Genomic DNA, 20,136 nt, shown 5'->3' with positions numbered 1-20,136 from the left:
TGCTCACACAGCCGGGCTTTTTTGCATCCTACCTGTCAACCGCGATCACTCGCCTTCCGGCTTGGCGCCCAGCTGCGACGCGTTCACATTGACCTTGGCCTTGGCCTTGGCCTTGAGCGCCTCGACATAGTTGAACAGCTCTGCCTGGCCCACCAGGCCCGAGATCTGCTGCGCTTCCTGCTTGCGGCGGTTCACGTCCGGGTTGGCCGGCTGCGACACCTTGTTGATGCGGTAGACGCCGTAGCCCTGGCCCGGAATCTCCACGCCGACGTAGGCCGGCAGCTTGGTCGCATCCGCCTTCAGCACCGCGATTGCAGCCGTGGTGTTGATGGTCGGTTCCTTGGTGCGGGTCACGACTTGTGGCGCGCCGAAACCGGTCGCATCGCCCGACGCCTTGGCGGCGGCCAGCTTCTGCTCGCCGGCGGCTTTGGCCAGGCGCGATGCTTCTTCCAGCGTGACGCGCTGGCGAATCATGGCGTCGACTTCAAGCAGCGGGCGCTTGGTAGCCGGCTTGAACTCGACCACGCGGCCCGAGATCAGCACGCTCGGCGACACTTCCACGGCTTCGGTGTTGCGCTTGTTCTTGACGGAGTCGGTACCGAACAGTGCGGCCAGGAACTTCTCGTTGTTGAACGGGCCCTCGCCCAGCTGCGGATTCGGCTTGCGGGTCAGGCCGTCGACGGTCTGGATCTTCAGGCCCAGCTTGTCGGCCACCGGCTTCAGGCTCTCCGACTGCTCGTAGACCATGTTGGTGAAGGTCTCGGCCATTTCCGAATAACGCTTCGACATCTTCTGCTTCTTCAGGTCGGCGGCGATGTCATCCTTCGCGGCTTCGAGCGGCTTCTGTGCGGCCGGCTTGAGCGAGGTGAGCTTGATGATGTGGTAGCCGAACTCCGACTGCACCACGCCGCTCACTTCGCCTTCCTTGAGCGCATAGATCGCGTCTTCCACCGGCTTCACGAACGTGCCCTTCTCGACCACGCCGAGGTCGCCGCCGGCCTGGGCCGAGCCCTGGTCCTGCGACTGCGCCTTGGCGATCTCGGCGAAGTTCGCCGGGTTCTTGCGCACTTCAAGCAGTACCGCCTCGGCCTTGGCCTTCGCTGCAGCCTGCTCGGCCGGCTTGGCGTCGCGGCTGGCGTTGATCAGGATGTGGCTCGCGGTACGCTGTTCCGGCGTGGTGTAGCTCTTGAGGTTCTTGTTGTAGTAGTCGCTGACTTCGGCATCGCTGACCTGCACCTGGCTCTCGACCGCGGCGGCGTCGAACACGACGTACTCGGCCTTCACCTGCTCGGGGATAGTGAACAGCTGGGCGTTCTTGTCGTAGTAGGCCTTGACCATCGCGTCGGTGACCTTCACCTGCGGCAGGTACTGCGCGACCGGGAACAGCATTTCCTGGACTTCGCGTTCCTGGTCGCTGATGCTCGACAGGCGCTCGCTCACCGAACGCGGCGCGAATGCGGTGCCCTGGATCGAGCCGGTCAGCTGCTCCAGAGTCAGGTCGCGGCGCAGGCGCTGGTCGAACATCGCCGGGGTCATGCCCTGGGCTGCCAGCGCTTGCTTGTACTGCTCCATGTCGAAGCTGCCGTCCGGCTTGCGGAACTGCTGGTACTCGCCGATCTTCCTGGCCAGCGCGGCGTCGCCCACGGTCATGTGGCTGCGCGCGAGCTCGGCGTTGATGGCGCGTTCGGCCACCAGGTTGTTCAGGATCGCCTGCTTGGCTTCCGGCGTCTCGAACATCTTCTGGTCGAACTGCGGGCCCATCATCTGGCGCGCCTGGTCGATCTGGCGGCGCTGGGCTTCTTCCCATTCCTGCTGGGTGACCTTCTGGCCGGCCACGGTCGCCACGCCGGCAGCGGCGTCGCCACGGTCCTGGTAGCTCTCGACACCGACTAACACGAACGAAGGCACGATCAGGACGAGCAGCAGGCCCTGCATCACGCGCTTGTTGTTACGGACAAAATCAAACATGGTCAGCCATTCAAGGTTGATAATGCTCTAGAACCTATCCCAGTAGGCGGGAGTCGCTGCTGCCGCGCCTGGCAAGCGGGGGCGGCGTTGCTCGTCGTTGCATGGCGAGCCATGTGGCCTCCTCGCGCCTTGCCCGCGCTTGCCATGCATCGGCATCTGCTCCCCCCCACCCACTGGGATAGGTTCTTCACAGCACAAGTTAAAAAAAAAGGCGAACTCGCGTTCGCCCCTTCTTGTCTCCCTCGGCATCGTCGGACACCTCGGGCAATACTGAATTCTGGCGGAGCGGACGGGGCTCGAACCCGCGACCCCCGGCGTGACAGGCCGGTATTCTAACCAACTGAACTACCGCTCCAGACTAATGTGGTGAATGTTGGCGGAGCGGACGGGGCTCGAACCCGCGACCCCCGGCGTGACAGGCCGGTATTCTAACCAACTGAACTACCGCTCCAACAAAAACACGACATCGCATTACCTTTGCAGGTAGTGCCTCTGCGTGTCACCGCAGAGAAGGCATTAGTTTACAGCATCTTTCAGAGCTTTACCAGCCTTAAATTTCGGAACCTTTGCAGCTGCAATCTTGATCGGTTCCTTGGTGCGCGGATCGCGGCCAGTGCGGGCAGCGCGTTCGCCCACGGTGAAGGTGCCGAAGCCGACCAGCGTGACGCTGTCGTTCTTCTTCAGGGACTCGGTCACGGCTCCGATCATGGCGTCGAGAGCACGCGTCGCCGAGGCCTTGGTAATGTCCGCGGACTTCGCGATTTCTTCGATCAGTTCTGTCTTGTTCACTCTAACCCTCGTGTATACGTTGGACGCCGGGGCGCCTTCCTGCAAAAGTGCAAGCCGGTATTAAACAAGGGCAACATTGGTCTGTCAAGCAACATCCGTGGTGAATAGCACCGCTTGTTCCCATATCGCACGTTCCGCACAAAAAAAACAGGCGCCCGCAGGCGCCTGTCTCATCGTTCAGATCGAGCGATCAGTGCTTGACCACCTCGGTCGAGCCTTCCGCAGCCGCGCTCGGGGTGACGGCCACCGGTGCCGCCGCCACGTCCGCCAGCGCTTCCGGCTGGCGCTCCAGCGCAACTTCCAGGACCTTCTCGATCCAGCGCACCGGCACGATCTCGAGCTTGTTCTTGACGTTGTCCGGAATCTCGGCCAGGTCCTTCACGTTCTGCTCGGGGATCAGGACCGTCTTGATGCCGCCGCGATGCGCCGCCAGCAGCTTCTCCTTCAGGCCGCCGATCGGCAGGACTTCGCCGCGCAGCGTGATCTCACCGGTCATCGCCACGTCGGCGCGCACCGGGATGCCGGTGAAGGCCGAGACCAGCGCCGTCGTCATGCCGATACCGGCCGACGGACCATCCTTCGGCGTCGCGCCTTCCGGCACGTGGATGTGGATGTCGGTCTTCTCGAACGCTTCGGCCTTGATGCCGAAGCGCTGGGCACGCGAACGAACCACCGTGCGCGCCGCCTCGATCGACTCCTTCATCACGTCGCCCAGGGTACCGGTGCGGATGATCGCGCCCTTGCCCGGCACGTTGACGGCTTCGATGGTCAGGAGGTCGCCGCCCACCTCGGTCCAGGCCAGGCCGACCACCTGGCCGATCTGGTTTTCCTTCTCGGCCACGCCGAAGTCGTAGCGGCGCACGCCCAGGAACTTGTCCAGGTTCTTGGCGCCCACCGTGATCTTCTTCTCGGCCTTGGTGAGGAGCAGCATCTTGACGACCTTGCGGCAGATCTTCGAGATCTCGCGCTCGAGCGAACGCACGCCCGCTTCACGGGTGTAATAGCGGATGATGTCGCGGATCGCCGATTCCTCGACCTTGATCTCGCCTTCCTTCAGGCCGTTGTTCTTGATCTGCTTCGGCAGCAGGTAGCGCTGCGCGATGCTGGTCTTCTCGTCCTCGGTGTAACCCGACAGGCGGATCACTTCCATCCGGTCCAGCAGCGCCGGCGGGATGTTGAAGGAGTTCGAGGTGGCCACGAACATCACGTCCGACAGGTCGAAGTCGACTTCGACGTAGTGGTCGCTGAAGGTGTGGTTCTGCGCCGGGTCCAGCACCTCGAGCAGGGCCGAGGACGGATCGCCGCGGAAGTCCGCGCCCATCTTGTCGATTTCGTCGAGCAGGAACAAGGGGTTCCTCACGCCAACCTTGGACAGCGACTGCAGCACCTTGCCCGGCATCGAGCCGATGTAGGTACGGCGGTGGCCGCGGATCTCGGCCTCATCGCGCACGCCGCCCAGTGCCATGCGCACGTACTTGCGGTTGGTGGCGCGGGCGATCGATTCGCCCAGCGAGGTTTTACCCACGCCCGGAGGACCGACGAAGCACAGGATCGGCGCCTTCAGCTTGTCGACGCGCTGCTGCACCGCGAGGTACTCGAGGATGCGTTCCTTGATCTTGTCGAGGCCGTAGTGATCGGCTTCCAGCACCTGCTGGGCCTTCTCGAGGTCGATGGTGACCTTCGACTTCTTCTTCCACGGCAGGCCGACCAGCGTGTCGATGTAGTTGCGCACGACCGTGGCTTCGGCCGACATCGGCGACATCAGCTTGAGCTTCTTGATCTCGGCCTGCGCCTTTTCCAGTGCCTCTTTCGGCATCTTGGCGGCGATGACCTTCTTCTCCAGCTCTTCGATGTCAGCGCCCTCTTCGCCTTCACCCAGTTCCTTCTGGATCGCCTTGACCTGTTCGTTCAGGTAGTACTCGCGCTGCGACTTTTCCATCTGGCGCTTGACGCGGCCGCGAATGCGCTTCTCGACCTGCAGGATGTCCAGTTCGCCTTCCAGCTGGCCGAGCAGGTGCTCGAGGCGCTTGGCGACGTTGAAGATTTCCAGGATGACCTGCTTCTGCTCGAGCTTGAGCGGCAGGTGCGCGGCAACGGTGTCGGCCAGGCGGCCGGCGTCGTCGATGCCTGCCAGCGAGGCCAGGATCTCGGGCGGGATCTTCTTGTTGAGTTTGACGTACTGGTCGAACTGCTGGACGATGGCGCGGCGCATCGCCTCGACTTCGGAGTCGTCGCCGATTTCCGAAGCGACCGGGGTCAGCTCGGCGGTAAAGTGGGTGGCGCCATCGGTGATGTGATCGATGCGCGCGCGCTGGGCGCCCTCGACCAGCACCTTCACGGTGCCGTCGGGGAGTTTCAGCATTTGCAGAATATTGGCCACGCAGCCGATCTCGTAGATGTCTGCGGCGGAAGGTTCGTCCTTGGCGGCGGCTTTCTGGGCAGCCAGCATGATGCTCTTGCCCTGCTCCATCGCGGCTTCCAGGGCCTTGATCGATTTCGGACGGCCGACGAACAGAGGTATCACCATATGCGGGAACACGACCACGTCGCGCAGCGGCAGGAGAGGCAGCGTCGTTTGCTCGGTTAATTTCGAAGTTGTCATGGCATACCTTATAGAAACGTGTTGCTGAACTTGGGCACTCGCAGCGCAAATCTCAAGACCACCGCGAATATATTTTCTACGAGTAAAAGAATATCAATGTTTAGAAAATATAGCCGTTCCGATAAAAAACGCGTTTTCAAATGAAAAAGCCACTGCGCGAGCGAGCTCGCGAGTGGCTTTTCGATTGAAGCCGGCGTCTTTTATTGAAGTAAATTGTACCTTCAAGAATCCGTACGGCAAGACTTTTGTGGCAAAAGAACGTGCCTTTTTTTAGTTCTCGCCAGAAGCTTTTGGCGTTTCGCTATAAATCAGCAAAGGTTTCGCAGCATTCGTGATCGTATTTTCATCGATCACGACTTTCACCACGTTCTGCTGGCTTGGCAGTTCGTACATCACGTCCAGCAGTGCATGCTCGAGAATCGAGCGCAGGCCGCGGGCGCCGGTCTTGCGTGCCAGGGCCTTGCGCGCGATCGCGTGCAGTGCCGCAGGACGTATTTCGAGTTCGGCGCCTTCCATTTCAAGCAGCTTCGAGTACTGTTTGATCAAGGCGTTCTTGGGCTCGATCAGGATCTGGATCAGCGCCTCTTCCGTCAGCTCGTTCAGGGTCGCGACGACAGGCAGACGGCCGACCAGTTCCGGGATCAGGCCGAACTTGATCAGGTCTTCCGGCTCGGCTTCCATCAGGATTTCGCTGTTGGCGCGCTCGGTCTGGCTCTTGACCGTGGCGGCGAAACCGATGCCGCTCTTTTCCGAACGGTTCTGGATGATCTTGGCCAGGCCGTCGAAGGCGCCGCCGCAGATGAACATGATGTTGGTCGTGTCGATCTGGACGAAGTCCTGGTTCGGATGCTTGCGGCCGCCCTGCGGCGGCACCGAGGCCATGGTGCCCTCGATGAGCTTGAGCAGGGCCTGCTGCACGCCCTCGCCCGACACGTCGCGGGTGATCGACGGGTTGTCGGACTTGCGCGAGATCTTGTCGATCTCGTCGATGTAGACGATGCCGCGCTGGGCCTTCTCGACTTCATAGTTGCAGCTCTGCAGCAGCTTCTGGATGATGTTCTCGACGTCTTCACCGACATAGCCGGCTTCGGTCAGCGTGGTCGCGTCGGCGATCACGAAGGGGACGTTGAGCATGCGCGCCAGGGTCTGGGCCAGCAGGGTCTTGCCGGAACCGGTCGGGCCGACGAGCAGGATGTTGCTCTTGGCCAGCTCGATGTCGTCCTTCTTGCCCAGGTGCTTGAGGCGCTTGTAGTGGTTGTACACCGCCACCGACAGGATGCGCTTGGCCGTCTGCTGGCCGATCACGTACTGGTCGAGCAGTTCGGTGATTTCGTGAGGCGTCGGCAGATCGGACTTGGCGCCCGCCACCGATTCGACATTGGAAGTCTCGTCGCGGATGATGTCGTTGCACAGGTCGATGCATTCATCGCAGATGAACACCGACGGTCCCGCGATCAGCTTCTTGACTTCGTGCTGGCTCTTTCCGCAGAACGAGCAGTACAGAAGTTTTTCGCCGCTGGAGGATTTTTTGTCAGACATGGGGCAGGTTATCTAATAAGTTGCTTGAATATAACGCTAATACGGGTACGCAACAAGTGCGCACACGAACATGCTACCCGAAATAAAAACGAAACGCCCGAACACGTTTTGCGCCCGGGCGTTTTTTGGCAACACCTTGGCGGCGTCGCAACGCGCTTTCCTTACGCGCGGTTCGTCAGCACGCGGTCGATCATGCCGTATTCAACGGCCTCTTCCGCCGACATGAAGCGGTCGCGGTCGGTGTCGCGGTGGATCTGCTCGATGCTCTGGCCGGTGTTCTCGGACATGATGCGCGCCAGGCGCTCGCGCAGGTACAGGATTTCCTTGGCCTGGATCTCGATGTCCGAAGCCATGCCCTGCGAACCGCCGGACGGCTGGTGGATCATGACGCGCGAGTTCGGCAGCGAGAAACGCTTGCCCTTGGCGCCGGCAGCCAGCAGGAAGGCGCCCATCGAGGCGGCCAGGCCGGTGCACAGGGTGGAGACGTCCGGCTTGATGAAATTCATCGTGTCGAAGATCGCCAGGCCCGCCGAGACCGAACCGCCCGGCGAGTTGATGTACAGCGAGATGTCCTTGTCCGGATTCTCGCTCTCCAGGAACAGCAGCTGGGCCACGATCAGGTTGGCCATCTGGTCGTTGACAGGGCCGACCAGGAAGATGACGCGCTCTTTGAGGAGGCGCGAGTAGATGTCATAGGCGCGCTCGCCGCGGCCGCTTTGTTCGACCACCATCGGCACGAGGCCGAGTGCTTGGGTATCCAATGCCGGATTACGAATCATACCTGTCTCGTTCCTTGTAAATAGGGGTTCAGAAAGCCAATTCTAGCAGTTGCGTGCGAATTCCACAGACACGTAGGGTGGGCAGCTCCGCTGCCCACGCGGTGATAGTCATCGGCTCCGATACCGGGCTCGGCGATCTCGCCTTTAACTATCACCGCGTGGGCGGGAGACCCGCCCACCCTACGATTAAACCACAACAGCTTTGCAGATCGGAATCTATTAACCCTGGACGTTGCCGCCCATCAGTTCATCGAAAGCGATGGTCTTGCTGCTGACCTTCGCCTTGCCGAGGACATAGTTAACGACGTTTTCTTCCAATACAAGAGCTTCCACTTCGGCCAGGCGGCGGCGGTCGCTGTAGTAGTACTTCAGGACTTCCTTCGGATCTTCGTAGCTCTGCGAGAAGTCTTCAATCTGGGCCTTGACCTGCTCCTGGGTTGCCTGCAGGTTGTTATCTTGCACCAGCTGCGACAGGATCAGGCCCAGGCGCACGCGGCGCTCGGCCTTGTCGGCGAACATTTCCGGCGGGAACGGCATTGCCTTGACGTCCATGCCACGCTGCGCCATGTCCTGGCGGGTCATCTCGGCCAGGCGCTCCGAATCTTGCTGGATCATGGCCTTCGGCACGTCCAGTTCGGTCGACTTGACCAGCGCGTCCATCACGGCTTCCTTGTTGCGGGCCTTGATGCGAGCGTTGACTTCACGCTCCAGGTTGGTCTTGATGTCTTCGCGCATCTTCTCGATCGAGCCGTCTTCGATGCCCAGCGACTTGGCGAATTCCGCGTCGACTTCCGGCATGTGGGCCCATTCGAGCTTGTTCAGGGTAATGGTGAACTCGGCGGTCTTGCCGGCCACGTCCTTGCCATGGTAATCCTCAGGGAAAGGCAGCGGGAAGGTCTTGCTTTCGCCGACCTTCAGGCCCACGGTCGCGGCTTCGAATTCCGGCAGCATGCGACCTTCGCCCAGCACGAATGCGTAGTTCTCGGCCTTGCCGCCGGCGAACTCTTCGCCGTCGATCTTGCCGACGAAGTCCACGGTGACGCGGTCGCCGTTGGCAGCCACGGCTTCGCCGCCGGTGCCGTGCTCGCCCTCTTCACCCTTGGTGTGGTAGTGCACGCGCTGCTTGCGCAGGATGTCGATGGTCTTGTCGATCTCGGCGTCGCTCACCTCGGCGGCAACGGTTTCGATCTCGGTGGTGGCCAGGTCGCCCAGCACGACTTCAGGATAGACTTCGAAGGTCGCGTCGAAGGCCAGCATGCCTTCCGGCGCTTCCTCTTTCGGTTCGATTTTCGGGAAACCGGCAACGCGCAGCTGGTTCTCGTTGGCGGCTTCGTTGAACGCGCGGCCGACCTTGTCGTTCAGCACGTCCGATTCGATCTGGTAACCGTACTGCGCAGCGACCATCTTGAGCGGCACCTTACCTGGGCGGAAGCCCGGGGCCTTTGCCGTCTTGGCCTGCTTCTTGAGGCGCTTTTCGACCTCCGTACGGACGTCAGCTACCGGAAAAGTGATCGTCAAGCGACGCTCGAGTTTACCCAGGGTTTCGACTGCAGTTGCCATTATAAAAATCGTCCAAAAAAATAATTATTCGTGGTGCGAGGAGGGGGACTCGAACCCCCACACCATTGCTGGCGTCAGGACCTAAACCTGGTGCGTCTACCAATTTCGCCATCCTCGCGGAAGGATTGCATTTTTGCCACAAAAACAAAGGGCGCCCGACAGTGAAACCGGCCGCCCTGCACTCCTCTGTTTAGGGGCTACAACTTCAATCGATTATTTTACTGGATTTTCTGTCACTATTGGGGCGTTTTTTGCTGTGCGTGTGGGGATGGGAGCTCATCTATATAGAGGAGCCCGTCCTCCAGCCTAGGTGATTTTCGGCCCGCTCGGCTTCTTGACCCGGAACCACGCCGCATACAGGGCCGGCAGGAACAGCAGGGTGAGCGCCGTCGCCACCAGCAGGCCGCCCATGATCGCCACCGCCATCGGTCCCCAGAACACGGAGCGCGACAGCGGAATCATCGCCAGCGCCGCCGCGGCGGCCGTCAGCAGAATCGGCCGGCAGCGACGCACCGCCGCCTCGACGATCGCGTCCCAGGCTTCTGCCCCGCCCGCGATGTCCTGTTCGATCTGGTCCACCAGGATCACGGAATTGCGGATGATCATGCCGAACAGCGCGATCACGCCCAGGTTGGCGACGAAACCGAAGGGCCGGCCGAACGCCAAGAGCGCCATCGCCGCACCCGCGATGCCGAGCGGCCCGGTAAGGAAGACCAGCAGCGAGCGCGAAAAGCTGTGCAGCTGCAGCATCAGGAGCGTGAACACGATGAACAGCACCAGCGGCACGTTGGCCATGATCGAGGCTTCCGCATCCGAGCTGTCGGCCGCCGCGCCCTCCACCTTGAGGCGGTAGCCCGCCGGCAGCCTGGCACGGATCGCAGCCAGCTTCTCGTCCACCTGGGCGGTGACGGTGGGGCCCTGGATGCCCTCCACCACGTCGGACTGGACCATGATGGCCCACTCGCGCCCCTCGCGCCAGACCACGCCCGGCTCCCAGACGAAGGCCACGCGCGCAACCTGCCCGACCGGCACGGCGCCGCCGCCGGCGGTCGGCACCAGGGCCTCCGACAGGCGCGTGATGGTCGAACGTTCTTCGAGCGGTTGGCGCACCACGATGTCGATCAGGCGGTTGGTCTCGCGGAACTGCCCCACCGGCGTGCCGGTGAGCGTGGTGTTGATCACGCGCCGCACCGCCTGCGAGGTGACGCCGAGCGCGCGCAGCTTGTCCTGGTCGAGGTCGAGGCGCAGCACCTTGACCGCCTCGTTCCAGTTGTCGTTGACGCCCACCGTGTTCGGGTTGGCGCGCATGACTTCCCTCACCTCGTCGGCGACCTTGCGCACCACGCCGATGTCCGGGCCCAGCACCTGGAACTGCACCGGATAAGCCACCGGCGGCCCGTTCGGCAGCAGCTTCACGCGCCCGCGCACCTCGGGGAAGTCATTGCGGAAGGCTTCCTCGATTCTCAAGCGCAGCGCCTCGCGCGCGGCCGCATCCACCGGCAGGACGACCAGCTGGGACACGTTCGACTGCGGGAAGATCTGGTCCAGCGGCAGGTAGAAGCGCGGGCTGCCGGTGCCGACATAGCTGGTCACGCTCTGCACGCCCTGCTGCTGCTTGAGGAAACCCTCGAAGCGCTTGACGACCGCCTCGTTCGCCGCGAAGCTCGTGCCTTCCGGCGACCACATCTCGACCATCAGTTCGGGACGGCTGGAATCGGGGAAGAACTGCTTCTCGATGAAATTAAAGCCGAACACGCCCAGCGCGAACACGCCCAGGCTCAGGGCGATCGTGGTCTTGCGCCACTCGACGCAGCGGTTCACGAGGCGCCGGAAACGCTCGTAGGCCGGGCTGTCGAACACGTCGTGCGAGGATTCGCCCTGGCCGTGCGGCTTGACCTTCAGCAGGATGTAGCCGATGTAGGGCGTGAACACCACCGCCACCACCCACGAGATCAGGAGGGCGAGCGCGTTCACCGAGAACATCGTGAAGGTGTATTCGCCGGCGGCCGACTTGGCCAGGCCGATCGGCAGGAAGCCCGCCGCCGTGATCAGGGTGCCGGTCAGCATCGGCATCGCGGTGGAGGTGTAGGCGAAGGTGGCGGCCTCGAAGCGCGACAGGCCCTCTTCCATCTTGCGCACCATCATCTCGACCGCGATGATGGCGTCGTCCACCAGCAAGCCGAGCGCGATGATCAGGGCGCCCAGCGAGATCTTGTGCAGCGAGATGTCGAGCACCCGCATGAAGAGAAAAGTAATCGCCAGCACCAGCGGAATCGTCAGCGCCACCACCAGGCCGGGGCGCACGTCGATGCGCAGCTTCGGCTTGGTGTGCAGGCCGAGCGCAATGAAGGACACGGCCAGCACGATGATCACCGCCTCGATCAGCACCTTGATGAATTCGTTGACCGAGGCGGTGACGGCCTGCGGCTGGTTCGACACGCGCTCGAGCTCGATGCCGACCGGCAGCTGGGCGCGTATGCGGGCGACGGTCTCGTCGAGGCCCTCACCGAGACGGATGATGTTGCCGCCCTTTTCCATCGACACGCCCAGGCCGATCACTTCCTTGCCGTTGAAGCGCATCTTGTCGCGCGGCGGGTCCTGGTAGCCGCGTTTCACGGTAGCGAAGTCACCCAGGCGGAAGGTGGTATTCCCGGCGCGCAGCTGCAGGTTCTCCAGCAGCTCGAGACTCTTGAGGGCGCCGGTGACGCGCACCTGCAGGTTGTCGCTCGGCGTCACCAGGACGCCGCTGGCCTCGACCTGGTTCTGGGTGGCGATCTGGTTGACGATCTGCTCGAAGGGCACGCCCAGCTGGGCGAACTTCTTGCTGGAGAATTCGATGTAGATCTTCTCGGCCTGCACGCCGAACTGCTCCACTTTCGCGACCAGCGGCACCTTGAGCAGCTGCTGGCGCACAAAGTCGGCGTAGTCGCGCATCTCGGCCGGCGTGAAACCGTCGCCCGAAAGCGCGAAAATCGAGCCGTAGGTGTCGCCGAATTCGTCGTTGAAGAAGGGCCCGACCACGCCCTGCGGCAGGGTGGCCGCCATGTCGCCGACCTTTTTGCGCACCTGGTACCAGGTCGGCGCCGTTTCAAGGGGCGGCGTGGACTCGCGCAGGAAGACCAGGATGGTGGTCTCGCCCGGCTTGGAGAAGCTGCGGATGCGCTCGATGTAGGGCGTCTCCTGCAGCTTCCTCTCGAGCGGATCGGTCACCTGCTCGGCCATCTGCACCGCGGTGGCCCCAGGCCACACGGCGCTCACCACCATCGCGCGGAAGGTGAAGGGCGGGTCTTCGTCCTGGCCCAGCTGCTGGTAGCTCAGGATGCCGCCGATCAGGAGCGCGGCGATCAGGTAGCGCGTGAGCGGGATGTGCTCCAGCGCCCAGCGCGACAGGTTAAAACCCCTCATTTGCCAGCTCCATCGGCGCCGCCGACTGCGGCGGCCTCCGTATCGCCGCGGCGCGCCACGTCGGCCGTCAGGATGCGCACCTTCTGGCCCGGCTTGAGCAGGTGCACGCCGGCCGTCACCACGGTCTGGCCGGGCTGCACGCCGCCCGAGAGCAGGATGTCGTTGCCCGACTGGCCCGCCACCTTAACCTTGCGCATCTGCACCACGCCCTTGTCAACGACCCAGACGCTCGTCACGCCCTTGTCCTGGACCAGGGCGCTGAGCGGCACCCGCAGCGCCGCGGCGTTCGAGCCGCCGCCGGTGCTCATTTCCACCGTGGCCGTCATGCCGAGCCGGATGTCGGCGCGCGCCGGGATCGACACCTTGACGGTATAGGTACGGGTCGCCGGATCGGCCACCGGCGAGACTTCGCGGATCTTGCCGGGAATGGCTTCGGCGCGGTTGGCCCACAGGCGCACGTTGACGTTGCTGGCCTGGCGCAGCGCCTCGACCCGGTCTTCGGGGATGCCGATCACGACTTCCTTTTCGTCGGTGCGGGCCACCCGCACCACCGGCGCGCCGGCGGCCACCACCTGGCCGACTTCGGCGTCGACCGCCGTCACCACGCCGTCGGCGTCCGATTCGAGGTTGGCATAGCCGGCCTGGTTCGACTGGCCGCGGAAACCCGCGCGCGCCGCATCGACGTTGGCCTGGGCCGCGCGCAGCGCCGCCTGCTTGGCATCGAGGACGGCCTGGCTGACGAAATTCTGGGCGCGCAGGTTCTGGTGGCGCTTGTAGTCGGCCTGGGCCAGGTCGCGCTCGGTCTCGGCGGCGCGCAGGGTGGCGCGCGCCTGGGCCTCGGCCAGGCGCAGGTCCTGCGGATCCAGGCGCATCAGCACCTGGCCGTCCTTGACATTGGCGCCGACGTCGACCCGGCGCTCGACGATCTTGCCGCCCACCCGGAAGCCCAGCCGCGATTCGTAGCGCGGGCGCACGTCGCCCGAGAACTCGACCCGCTCGCCGCCGGCGCCGGCGCCGGCGGCCAGCACGATGGCGCGCACCGGGCGCACCTCCTCCACCCTGGGCTCCTCCTTGCCGCATCCGGCCAGGAGGAAGAGCAGCAAGGGCGCGGCGTATGCGGCGCGCATGGGGGAAAGGGTCGGACGAAACTTCGGAGATGCAGACACGTGGGGTCCCCTGTCGATCATGTGCCAAGTTAGGGCATTTGTAATCAAGCAATTATAATCAGTGAAAGGGCCAGAAACCCGACATTAGAGTCAACAGTCAAATATGCCAGTTGAGCATTACGAGAACTTCCCGGTTGCCTCCTTCCTGCTGCCGCGCCGCCTGGCGCCCGCGGTCGAGGCCATCTATGCCTTCGCCCGCAGCGCCGACGACATCGCCGACGAGGGCGACGCCGCCCCGCCCGAGCGCCTGGCCGAACTGGAGCGCTATGGGCGGGAGCTCGCGGCCATCGAACGCGGCCACACGCCCGCCGACCCGCTGTTCGGGCGCCTGGCCGGCGTGGTGCGCGAGTTCCGGCTGCCGGTCGCGCCCATGCACGACCTGCTGTCGGCCTTCCGCCAGGACGTGAGCACCACCCGCTATGCCGATTACACCGCGCTGCTCGACTATTGCCGGCGCTCCGCCAACCCGGTCGGGCGGCTGATGCTGGAACTCTACGACGCCGTCGACGAGCGCAACCTGCGCGATTCGGACGCGATCTGCACTTCGCTACAGCTCATTAATTTCTGGCAAGACGTCGCGATCGACCTGCCCAAGGGCCGCATCTACCTGCCGCTGGAAGACCTGGAGCGGCACGGCGTGTCGGAGGCGGAGCTGGCCTCCGCGCCGGCCACGCCGGCCTGGCGCGCCCTGATGCGCTTCGAGGTGGAGCGCGCCCGCGCCCTGATGCTCAGCGGCACGCCGCTGGTGCACCGCCTGCCGGGGCGCATCGGCTGGGAACTGCGCCTCATGGTGCAGGGCGGGCTGCGCATCCTGGAAGCGATCGAAAAGGCCGAGTACGACGTGTTCCGGCGCCGTCCGACCCTGGCGCCGGCCGACTGGATCGTGGTGGCCTGGCGCGCCTTGAAGATGTGATCGATGTTCGCAGAGCTATCCGTATCGGCTAAGATAGCGGATTCGCCTCAGCAATCAGCAACAAAACAAACAATACATGTCCCCCGACGAATACTGCCAGCAAAAGACGGTCCAAAGCGGCTCCAGCTTCTACTACAGCTTCCTGTTCCTGCCGCCGGAGCGCCGCCGCGCGATCACCGCGCTGTACGCCTTCTGCCGCGAGGTCGACGACACCGTCGACGAAACTTCCGACGCGTCGGTCGCGCGCATCAAGCTGGCCTGGTGGCGCACCGAAGTCTCGACCATGTACAAGGGCTCGCCGACGCATCCGGTGACCCAGGCGCTGCAGCCGCACGTCGCGACCTACAAGCTGGAAGAACAGCACCTGCAGGCCATCATCGACGGCATGGAGATGGACCTCGACCAGAGCCGCTACCTCGACTTCGCCGGCCTGCAGAAGTACTGCTGGCGGGTGGCCGGCGTGGTCGGCATCCTGTCGGCCAGCATCTTCGGCTACACCAGGCCGGAGACCCTGGCCTATGCCGAGAAGCTCGGCCTGGCCTTCCAGCTGACCAACATCATCCGCGACGTCGGCGACGATGCGCGCAAGGGCCGCATCTACATCCCGGTCAACGAGCTGCAGCAGTTCAACGTGACCGCCGCCGACATCCTCAACTTCCGCCACAGCGAGAAGTTCGAGGCCCTGATGCGCTTCCAGAATGAACGCGCCCAGCGCACCTACGACGAGGCCCTGGCCCTGCTGCCGAAAGAAGACCGGCGCGCCCAGCGCCCCGGCCTGATGATGGCCGCCATCTACCGTACCCTGCTCGACGAGATCGCGCGCGACAACTTCCAGGTGCTGAACCAGCGCATCTCGCTCACGCCGCTGCGCAAGCTGTGGCTGGCCTGGAAGACCTATGTCCGCACCTGACAGCAGCGGCCTGCGGGTCGCCGTGGCCGGCGGCGGCTGGGCCGGCTGCGCCGCCGCGGTCGAACTGGCGGCCGGCGGCGCCCGGGTCACCCTGGTGGAAAGCGCGCGCAGCCTCGGCGGCCGCGCGCGCGGCGTCGAGGTGGGGGGAAAGATGCTCGACAACGGCCAGCACATCCTGCTGGGCGCCTACGGCGAAACCCTGCGCCAGCTGGCGCGGGTCGGCATCGATCCGGACCAGGCCCTGCTGCGCCTGCCCGTGCAGATGCGCTATCCCGAGGGCAGCGGCGGCATGGACTTCGTCGCTCCGCGCTGGCCGGCGCCGCTGCACCTGCTTAGCGCCCTGGTGCGCGCCAAGGGACTGGCGCGCGCCGACAAGCTGGCCCTGGCCCGCTTCACCACAGCGGCGCGCACGATGGGCTGGGTGCTCTACAACGATTGCACCGTCAACGAACTGCTCGAGCGCTTCGACCAGACCCCGCGCCTGAACCGCTTGCTGTGGCATCCGCTGTGCATCGCCGCGCTCAACACGCCGCCGGAACGGGCCTCGGCCAAGGTGTTCCTGGCGGTGCTGCGCGACAGCCTGGGCGCGAAGCGGCGCGCAGCCTCGGACATGCTGCTGCCGCGCATGGACATGGGCGCCCTGTTCCCGCAGGCGGCGGCGCGCTTCGTCGAGCAGCATGGCGGCGAAGTCCGCCTGGGCTGCAAACTCGCGGCCGCCGCGCCCACCGACAGCGGCTGGCGGCTCAGCCTGAGCGGCGGCGATGCCGATTTCGACGCCCTGGTGCTGGCCACGCCCGCCACCCAGTCCGCCGCCATCCTGGCGCCGCACGCGCAGGACGTGGCCGCGCAGCTGGCTGCGCTGGCCTACGAGCCGATCGCGACCTGCTATCTGCAGTACGACCCGTCGGTGCGCCTCGACCTGCCCTTCTACGCCCTGCTCGACGATCCGGCGCAGGGGCGCTGGGGCCAGTTCGCCTTCGACCGCGGCCAGCTCGATGCCACCCAGGCGGGCCTGCTGGCGGTGGTGGTCAGCGCCGCCGCCGAGGCGGCAGGGTTTGAGCAGGGGGCGCTCGGCAAGATGATCGCGGCCCAGCTGGCCCACGACCTGCGCCGCCCCGATTTGGGCGCGCCGCAGTGGACCCGGGTGATCACCGAGAAGCGCGCGACCTTTTCCTGCACCCCGGGACTGCTTCGCCCCGGCAATGAAACACCCCTGCCCGGCGTGGTGCTGGCGGGCGACTACACGGCCGGCGACTACCCGGCGACGCTCGAGACCGCCGTGCAGAGCGGCGTGGCGGCCGCCACGCTTATCCGTGCCTACGGCAAGCTGCCCCCAGAAAAACGCAGACTGTCGCACACCGATGGCGGCCAGGAACCGACTTCCGTAAAGTAGCAGCATCGAAACAGGCCTTGCGGAATGAACAAGATCATGAACAAGATGAGCAACTTCGAACTCGGTGTGCGCGCCCTCGCCCTGGTGGCCGTCGTGGCCTTCAGCACCGCCGTGCTGGTCGAGCCCGAACTCATCGGCGGCAGCAAACGGGACACCGCACTGGCGATCGGCGCGATCCCGGCGCTCAGCCACCACTGATATCCACCACTGATCGGAACGGCTCAACATGGGCAAACTGGAATACCTCGACGCGCTCAAGCGGGCCCTGGGCGGCCTGCCGCCGGAGATCCAGGCCAAGACCCTGGCCTGGTATGAACAGCGCTTCGTGGACGGCGTGGCCGCCGGCCGCAGCGAGGCCAGCATCGCCGAAGAACTCGACGACCCACGCAGAATCGCGGTGACGCTGCGCGCCAACGCCCACATGGACGCGTTCAAGGAAAAGAAGTCCCCTGCCAACGCCGTGCGCATGCTGGTCGCCGGCGTTGGCTTGCTGGTCTTTAACCTGTTCATGGCGATCCCGGCGGCCGTGTACGCCTCGCTGCTGGTCGCGGTCTACGGCACCGCGCTCGGTTTCTACGTGTCGGGCATCGCGATCACCGCGAGCGGCCTGGCCGGCGCCAATGAGCTGGTGCTGAACAATCCGCTGCACCGGATCGAAGTCATGGCCGACGGCGAGCGCCGCGAAACGGTCGAGAACAGCCGCACCCGGGTCTCGATCGGCAAGCAGGGCATTCACGTCTACGAGGACGAGCCGGAGGAGGACAGCGCTGTGGCCGACGACCCGGCCGAGGTGGCCAGGTCCTCGATCGTCATCCGCCGCGCCGAGAAGGTGGCCGACGCCGGCATCCGGATCAGCACCGACATGGACGGCGAATCGCGCACCACCCAGACCCTGGTCGGCTTCGCCATGGTCCTTGGCGGGATCCTGCTGTTCCTGCTGTCGCTGGTGATCACCAAGTACACCTTCATCGGCCTGAAGCGCTACGTCAGGATGAACCTGTCGCTTCTGCGGGGAGCCTGATCATGCGCGCATTGCTGAAAGTCGGATTCAGCCTCCTGATGCTGGCCTTCGTCCTGATCGGCCTGAGCTATGCGGCGCTGCGCGCCAACGGCGTGGCCGCGGCCAGCGAGGGCCGCCAGGTGAGCAGCGAGAAGCGCGAGGTGCCGGCCGCAATCAAGGCGATCGACCTGGATGGACCGATCGACCTGAACGTGCGCTACGGTGCGGCGCCCTCGCTCGAGGTGCGCGGCGAGGCGCGCCTGCTCAACAACGTCGACGTGAATGCCGACGGCGAGGTCCTGCACATCGGCCTGCGCGGCATGGTGCTGGGCCACCGCCGCCCGCTGCAGGTGGAACTGGTGCTTCCGCGCCTGGACAGCGTCAAGATCGACGGCAGCGGCGACAGCAGCGTCAACGGCTTCTCGGGCGAACGGATCGAAGCGCGCATGCAGGGTTCCGGCAGCCTGCGCTTCAACGGGCGCTTCCGCCAGGTCGACGCGGCCCTGAGCGGTAGCGGCGAACTGGACCTGAATGCGGGCCCAAGCATCGAGCGCTTCGACGCCGTGCTGACCGGTTCCGGCCACCTGACCATCGTCGGCGGCACCCGCGAACTGCATGCCAATGCCAGCGGTTCCGGCGAACTCGATGCGCGCCACCTGCGCGCCGAGAAGGTCGAGGTGAGCCAGACCGGCTCGGGCCGCAGCACGGTGCATGCGCGCCACAGCGTCGCGGCCTCGATCTCGGGCAGCGGCGACATCGAAGTGACCGGCAATCCGGCCGAGCGCAGCGTCAGCCGCAGCGGCAGCGGCTCGGTGACCTTCAGCGAGTAAGGCCGAGCCAGGCGAGCGCGTCGCCCCCGGCGGCGCGTCCGCTGCCGAAGCAGGCGGTGAGCAGGTAGCCGCCGGTCGGCGCTTCCCAGTCGAGCATTTCTCCCGCCACGAACACACCCGGCAGCGCGCGCAGCATCGCGCTGTTCCCGTCCAGCGCCTCGAAACGCACCCCGCCCGCGCTGCTGATCGCCTCGTCGATCGGGCGCGGACGCACCAGTACGAGCGGCAAGGCCTTGAGCGCCCGCGCCACCCTGCCCGGGTCGGCATACGCCTGCTTCGACAGGCATTCGTGCAGCAGGCCGGCTTTCACGCCCTTGATCCCGAGGCGCCCCTGCAGGTGGCTCGACATCGAGCGCGAGCCGCGCGGATGCTCGACTTCCGCCAGCACGCGCGCCTCGTCGAGATCGGGCAGCAGGTCGAGCCAGATGGTGGTGCTGCCTTCGGCCGCGATCTGGTCGCGCAGTAGCGCCGAGACGGCGTACACCAGGCTGCCCTCGATACCGGACTCGGTCACGACGAACTGCCCCTGGCGCTTTTCCAGGGCGCCCCCTGCGCCGCGCCAGGCGATCGCCACGGTCGTCAGCGGCGCGCCCGCATGTTTTTCCCTGAAGTGCGCGCTCCAGTCGACGTCGAAGCCGCAGTTGGACGGGACCAGGGGCGCCACCCCGACGCCGCGTTCCGCCAGCAGCGGCACCCAGGCGCCGTCGGAGCCGAGCCGCGCCCAGCTGGCGCCGCCCAGGGCGAGCACGGTGGCGTCGGCCTCTAACAGGATCTCGCCGTCCGGGGTGGCCATGCGCAGGCGGCCGTCCTGCCAGCCCAGCCAGCGGTGCCGCATGTGGAAGCGCACGCCCGTTTCGCGCAGCCGGTGCAGCCAGGCGCGCAGCAGCGGCGCGGCCTTCATCTCGAGCGGGAACACGCGTCCGGAGCTGCCGACGAAGGTGTCGATGCCGAGTCCATGGATCCAGTCGCGCACCGCCTGCGGGTCGAAGCCGTCCAGCCAGCGCCCGACTTCGCGCTCGCGCTCGCGGTAGCGGCTGCGGAAGGCCGGCAGCGGCTCCGAATGGGTGATGTTCATGCCGCCCTTCCCGGCCAGCAGGAACTTGCGGCCGCTCGAGGGCATCGCATCGTAGACGTCGACCTGCACCCCGCCCGCGGCCAGGGTTTCGGCGGCCATCAGGCCGGCGGGACCGGCGCCGATCACGGCGACGCGTTTGCTTGGATTGGGCGGCTGGTTCATCGGCGATATCGGGGAGGAGCGAAGGAGCGGCATTGTAGTCGAGTT

15 protein-coding genes and 3 tRNA genes are annotated in these 20,136 nt (G+C 65.0%); 6 read left to right on the top strand and 12 right to left on the bottom strand.

Features of this window, described 5'->3' with window-relative positions; all coding sequences use genetic code 11:
* Positions 1-45: 45 nt before the first annotated feature.
* The 11 genes from B2R83_RS00820 to B2R83_RS00770 form a co-directional block, all read right to left on the bottom strand.
* Positions 46-1,968, bottom strand: a complete 1,923-nt coding sequence (locus B2R83_RS00820; RefSeq protein ID WP_292037764.1) for a SurA N-terminal domain-containing protein — start codon at positions 1,966-1,968, stop codon at positions 46-48.
* A gap of 278 nt (positions 1,969-2,246) precedes the next feature.
* Positions 2,247-2,323 (bottom strand) — tRNA-Asp (locus B2R83_RS00815).
* A 19-nt stretch (positions 2,324-2,342) separates the two neighbouring features.
* A tRNA-Asp gene (locus B2R83_RS00810) sits at positions 2,343-2,419 on the bottom strand.
* A 65-nt stretch (positions 2,420-2,484) separates the two neighbouring features.
* On the bottom strand, positions 2,485-2,802 hold the full coding sequence (locus B2R83_RS00805) for an HU family DNA-binding protein (protein ID WP_161783926.1): 318 nt from the start codon (positions 2,800-2,802) through the stop codon (positions 2,485-2,487).
* 145 nt (positions 2,803-2,947) lie between these two features.
* Positions 2,948-5,359: an endopeptidase La gene (lon, locus tag B2R83_RS00800; protein WP_292037762.1), complete on the bottom strand. Its 2,412-nt coding sequence runs from the start codon at positions 5,357-5,359 to the stop codon at positions 2,948-2,950.
* 270 nt (positions 5,360-5,629) lie between these two features.
* A complete protein-coding gene (clpX, locus tag B2R83_RS00795; protein WP_292037761.1) occupies positions 5,630-6,898 on the bottom strand; it encodes an ATP-dependent Clp protease ATP-binding subunit ClpX in 1,269 nt (422 codons plus the stop codon).
* 161 nt (positions 6,899-7,059) lie between these two features.
* Positions 7,060-7,677, bottom strand: a complete 618-nt coding sequence (gene clpP / locus B2R83_RS00790; RefSeq protein ID WP_027864172.1) for an ATP-dependent Clp endopeptidase proteolytic subunit ClpP — start codon at positions 7,675-7,677, stop codon at positions 7,060-7,062.
* A gap of 219 nt (positions 7,678-7,896) precedes the next feature.
* Positions 7,897-9,237, bottom strand: a complete 1,341-nt coding sequence (gene tig / locus B2R83_RS00785) for a trigger factor (protein WP_292037757.1) — start codon at positions 9,235-9,237, stop codon at positions 7,897-7,899.
* 31 nt (positions 9,238-9,268) lie between these two features.
* Positions 9,269-9,355 (bottom strand) — tRNA-Leu (locus B2R83_RS00780).
* Between the two features lie 188 nt (positions 9,356-9,543).
* Positions 9,544-12,642, bottom strand: coding sequence for an efflux RND transporter permease subunit (locus B2R83_RS00775; protein WP_292037755.1), 3,099 nt, complete (start codon positions 12,640-12,642; stop codon positions 9,544-9,546).
* Positions 12,639-13,769 carry an efflux RND transporter periplasmic adaptor subunit gene (locus tag B2R83_RS00770; protein WP_292037753.1) on the bottom strand — a complete coding sequence of 377 codons (1,131 nt, stop codon included), beginning with the start codon at positions 13,767-13,769 and terminating at the stop codon, positions 12,639-12,641. Before B2R83_RS00770 ends, B2R83_RS00775 begins: the two co-directional genes overlap by 4 nt.
* A gap of 142 nt (positions 13,770-13,911) precedes the next feature.
* On the opposite strand from B2R83_RS00770, the gene hpnC reads away from it, so the two are divergent.
* The 6 genes from hpnC to B2R83_RS00740 all read left to right on the top strand — a co-directional run bounded on the left by hpnC (position 13,912) and on the right by B2R83_RS00740 (position 18,854).
* The gene (gene hpnC, locus B2R83_RS00765) at positions 13,912-14,721 is read left to right on the top strand and encodes a squalene synthase HpnC (RefSeq protein WP_292037752.1); all 810 of its coding nucleotides are present in this window, start codon (positions 13,912-13,914) and stop codon (positions 14,719-14,721) included.
* A 76-nt stretch (positions 14,722-14,797) separates the two neighbouring features.
* Positions 14,798-15,631 carry a presqualene diphosphate synthase HpnD gene (gene hpnD, locus B2R83_RS00760; protein WP_036206127.1) on the top strand — a complete coding sequence of 278 codons (834 nt, stop codon included), beginning with the start codon at positions 14,798-14,800 and terminating at the stop codon, positions 15,629-15,631.
* Complete coding sequence (gene hpnE, locus B2R83_RS00755) at positions 15,618-17,024, top strand: hydroxysqualene dehydroxylase HpnE (protein WP_292037751.1); 1,407 nt, start codon at positions 15,618-15,620, stop codon at positions 17,022-17,024. Before hpnD ends, hpnE begins: the two co-directional genes overlap by 14 nt.
* A gap of 36 nt (positions 17,025-17,060) precedes the next feature.
* Positions 17,061-17,222, top strand: coding sequence for a hypothetical protein (locus B2R83_RS00750; RefSeq protein WP_200879933.1), 162 nt, complete (start codon positions 17,061-17,063; stop codon positions 17,220-17,222).
* 28 nt (positions 17,223-17,250) lie between these two features.
* Positions 17,251-18,045 carry a DUF1700 domain-containing protein gene (locus B2R83_RS00745; protein ID WP_292037749.1) on the top strand — a complete coding sequence of 265 codons (795 nt, stop codon included), beginning with the start codon at positions 17,251-17,253 and terminating at the stop codon, positions 18,043-18,045.
* Positions 18,046-18,047: 2 nt separating this feature from the next.
* Complete coding sequence (locus B2R83_RS00740; protein ID WP_036206117.1) at positions 18,048-18,854, top strand: head GIN domain-containing protein; 807 nt, start codon at positions 18,048-18,050, stop codon at positions 18,852-18,854.
* Here the strand turns inward: B2R83_RS00740 and B2R83_RS00735 are convergent.
* Positions 18,844-20,091: a TIGR03862 family flavoprotein gene (locus tag B2R83_RS00735; protein ID WP_292037748.1), complete on the bottom strand. Its 1,248-nt coding sequence runs from the start codon at positions 20,089-20,091 to the stop codon at positions 18,844-18,846. The genes B2R83_RS00740 and B2R83_RS00735 overlap by 11 nt on opposite strands.
* Between the last annotated feature and the right edge of the window lie 45 nt (positions 20,092-20,136).

It is taken from the genome of Massilia sp. UBA6681 (assembly GCF_002454935.1).
GTDB lineage: Bacteria > Pseudomonadota > Gammaproteobacteria > Burkholderiales > Burkholderiaceae_D > Telluria > Telluria varians.
Note: the sequence above shows the minus strand (reverse complement) of the source record. Positions and strands in the feature narration are given on the sequence as shown.

Excerpts from the sequence above, each read along its gene's own strand:
- B2R83_RS00820 (WP_292037764.1), bottom strand. The coding sequence starts at position 1,968 with ATGTTTGATTTTGTCCGTAACAACAAGCGCGTGATGCAGGGCCTGCTG.
- lon (WP_292037762.1), bottom strand. The coding sequence starts at position 5,359 with ATGACAACTTCGAAATTAACCGAGCAAACGACGCTGCCTCTCCTGCCG.
- clpX (WP_292037761.1), bottom strand. The coding sequence starts at position 6,898 with ATGTCTGACAAAAAATCCTCCAGCGGCGAAAAACTTCTGTACTGCTCG.
- clpP (WP_027864172.1), bottom strand. The coding sequence starts at position 7,677 with ATGATTCGTAATCCGGCATTGGATACCCAAGCACTCGGCCTCGTGCCG.
- tig (WP_292037757.1), bottom strand. The coding sequence starts at position 9,237 with ATGGCAACTGCAGTCGAAACCCTGGGTAAACTCGAGCGTCGCTTGACG.
- B2R83_RS00775 (WP_292037755.1), bottom strand. The coding sequence starts at position 12,642 with ATGAGGGGTTTTAACCTGTCGCGCTGGGCGCTGGAGCACATCCCGCTC.
- B2R83_RS00770 (WP_292037753.1), bottom strand. The coding sequence starts at position 13,769 with ATGCGCGCCGCATACGCCGCGCCCTTGCTGCTCTTCCTCCTGGCCGGA.
- hpnC (WP_292037752.1), top strand. The coding sequence starts at position 13,912 with ATGCCAGTTGAGCATTACGAGAACTTCCCGGTTGCCTCCTTCCTGCTG.
- hpnD (WP_036206127.1), top strand. The coding sequence starts at position 14,798 with ATGTCCCCCGACGAATACTGCCAGCAAAAGACGGTCCAAAGCGGCTCC.
- hpnE (WP_292037751.1), top strand. The coding sequence starts at position 15,618 with ATGTCCGCACCTGACAGCAGCGGCCTGCGGGTCGCCGTGGCCGGCGGC.
- B2R83_RS00750 (WP_200879933.1), top strand. The coding sequence starts at position 17,061 with ATGAACAAGATGAGCAACTTCGAACTCGGTGTGCGCGCCCTCGCCCTG.
- B2R83_RS00745 (WP_292037749.1), top strand. The coding sequence starts at position 17,251 with ATGGGCAAACTGGAATACCTCGACGCGCTCAAGCGGGCCCTGGGCGGC.
- B2R83_RS00740 (WP_036206117.1), top strand. The coding sequence starts at position 18,048 with ATGCGCGCATTGCTGAAAGTCGGATTCAGCCTCCTGATGCTGGCCTTC.
- B2R83_RS00735 (WP_292037748.1), bottom strand. The coding sequence starts at position 20,091 with ATGAACCAGCCGCCCAATCCAAGCAAACGCGTCGCCGTGATCGGCGCC.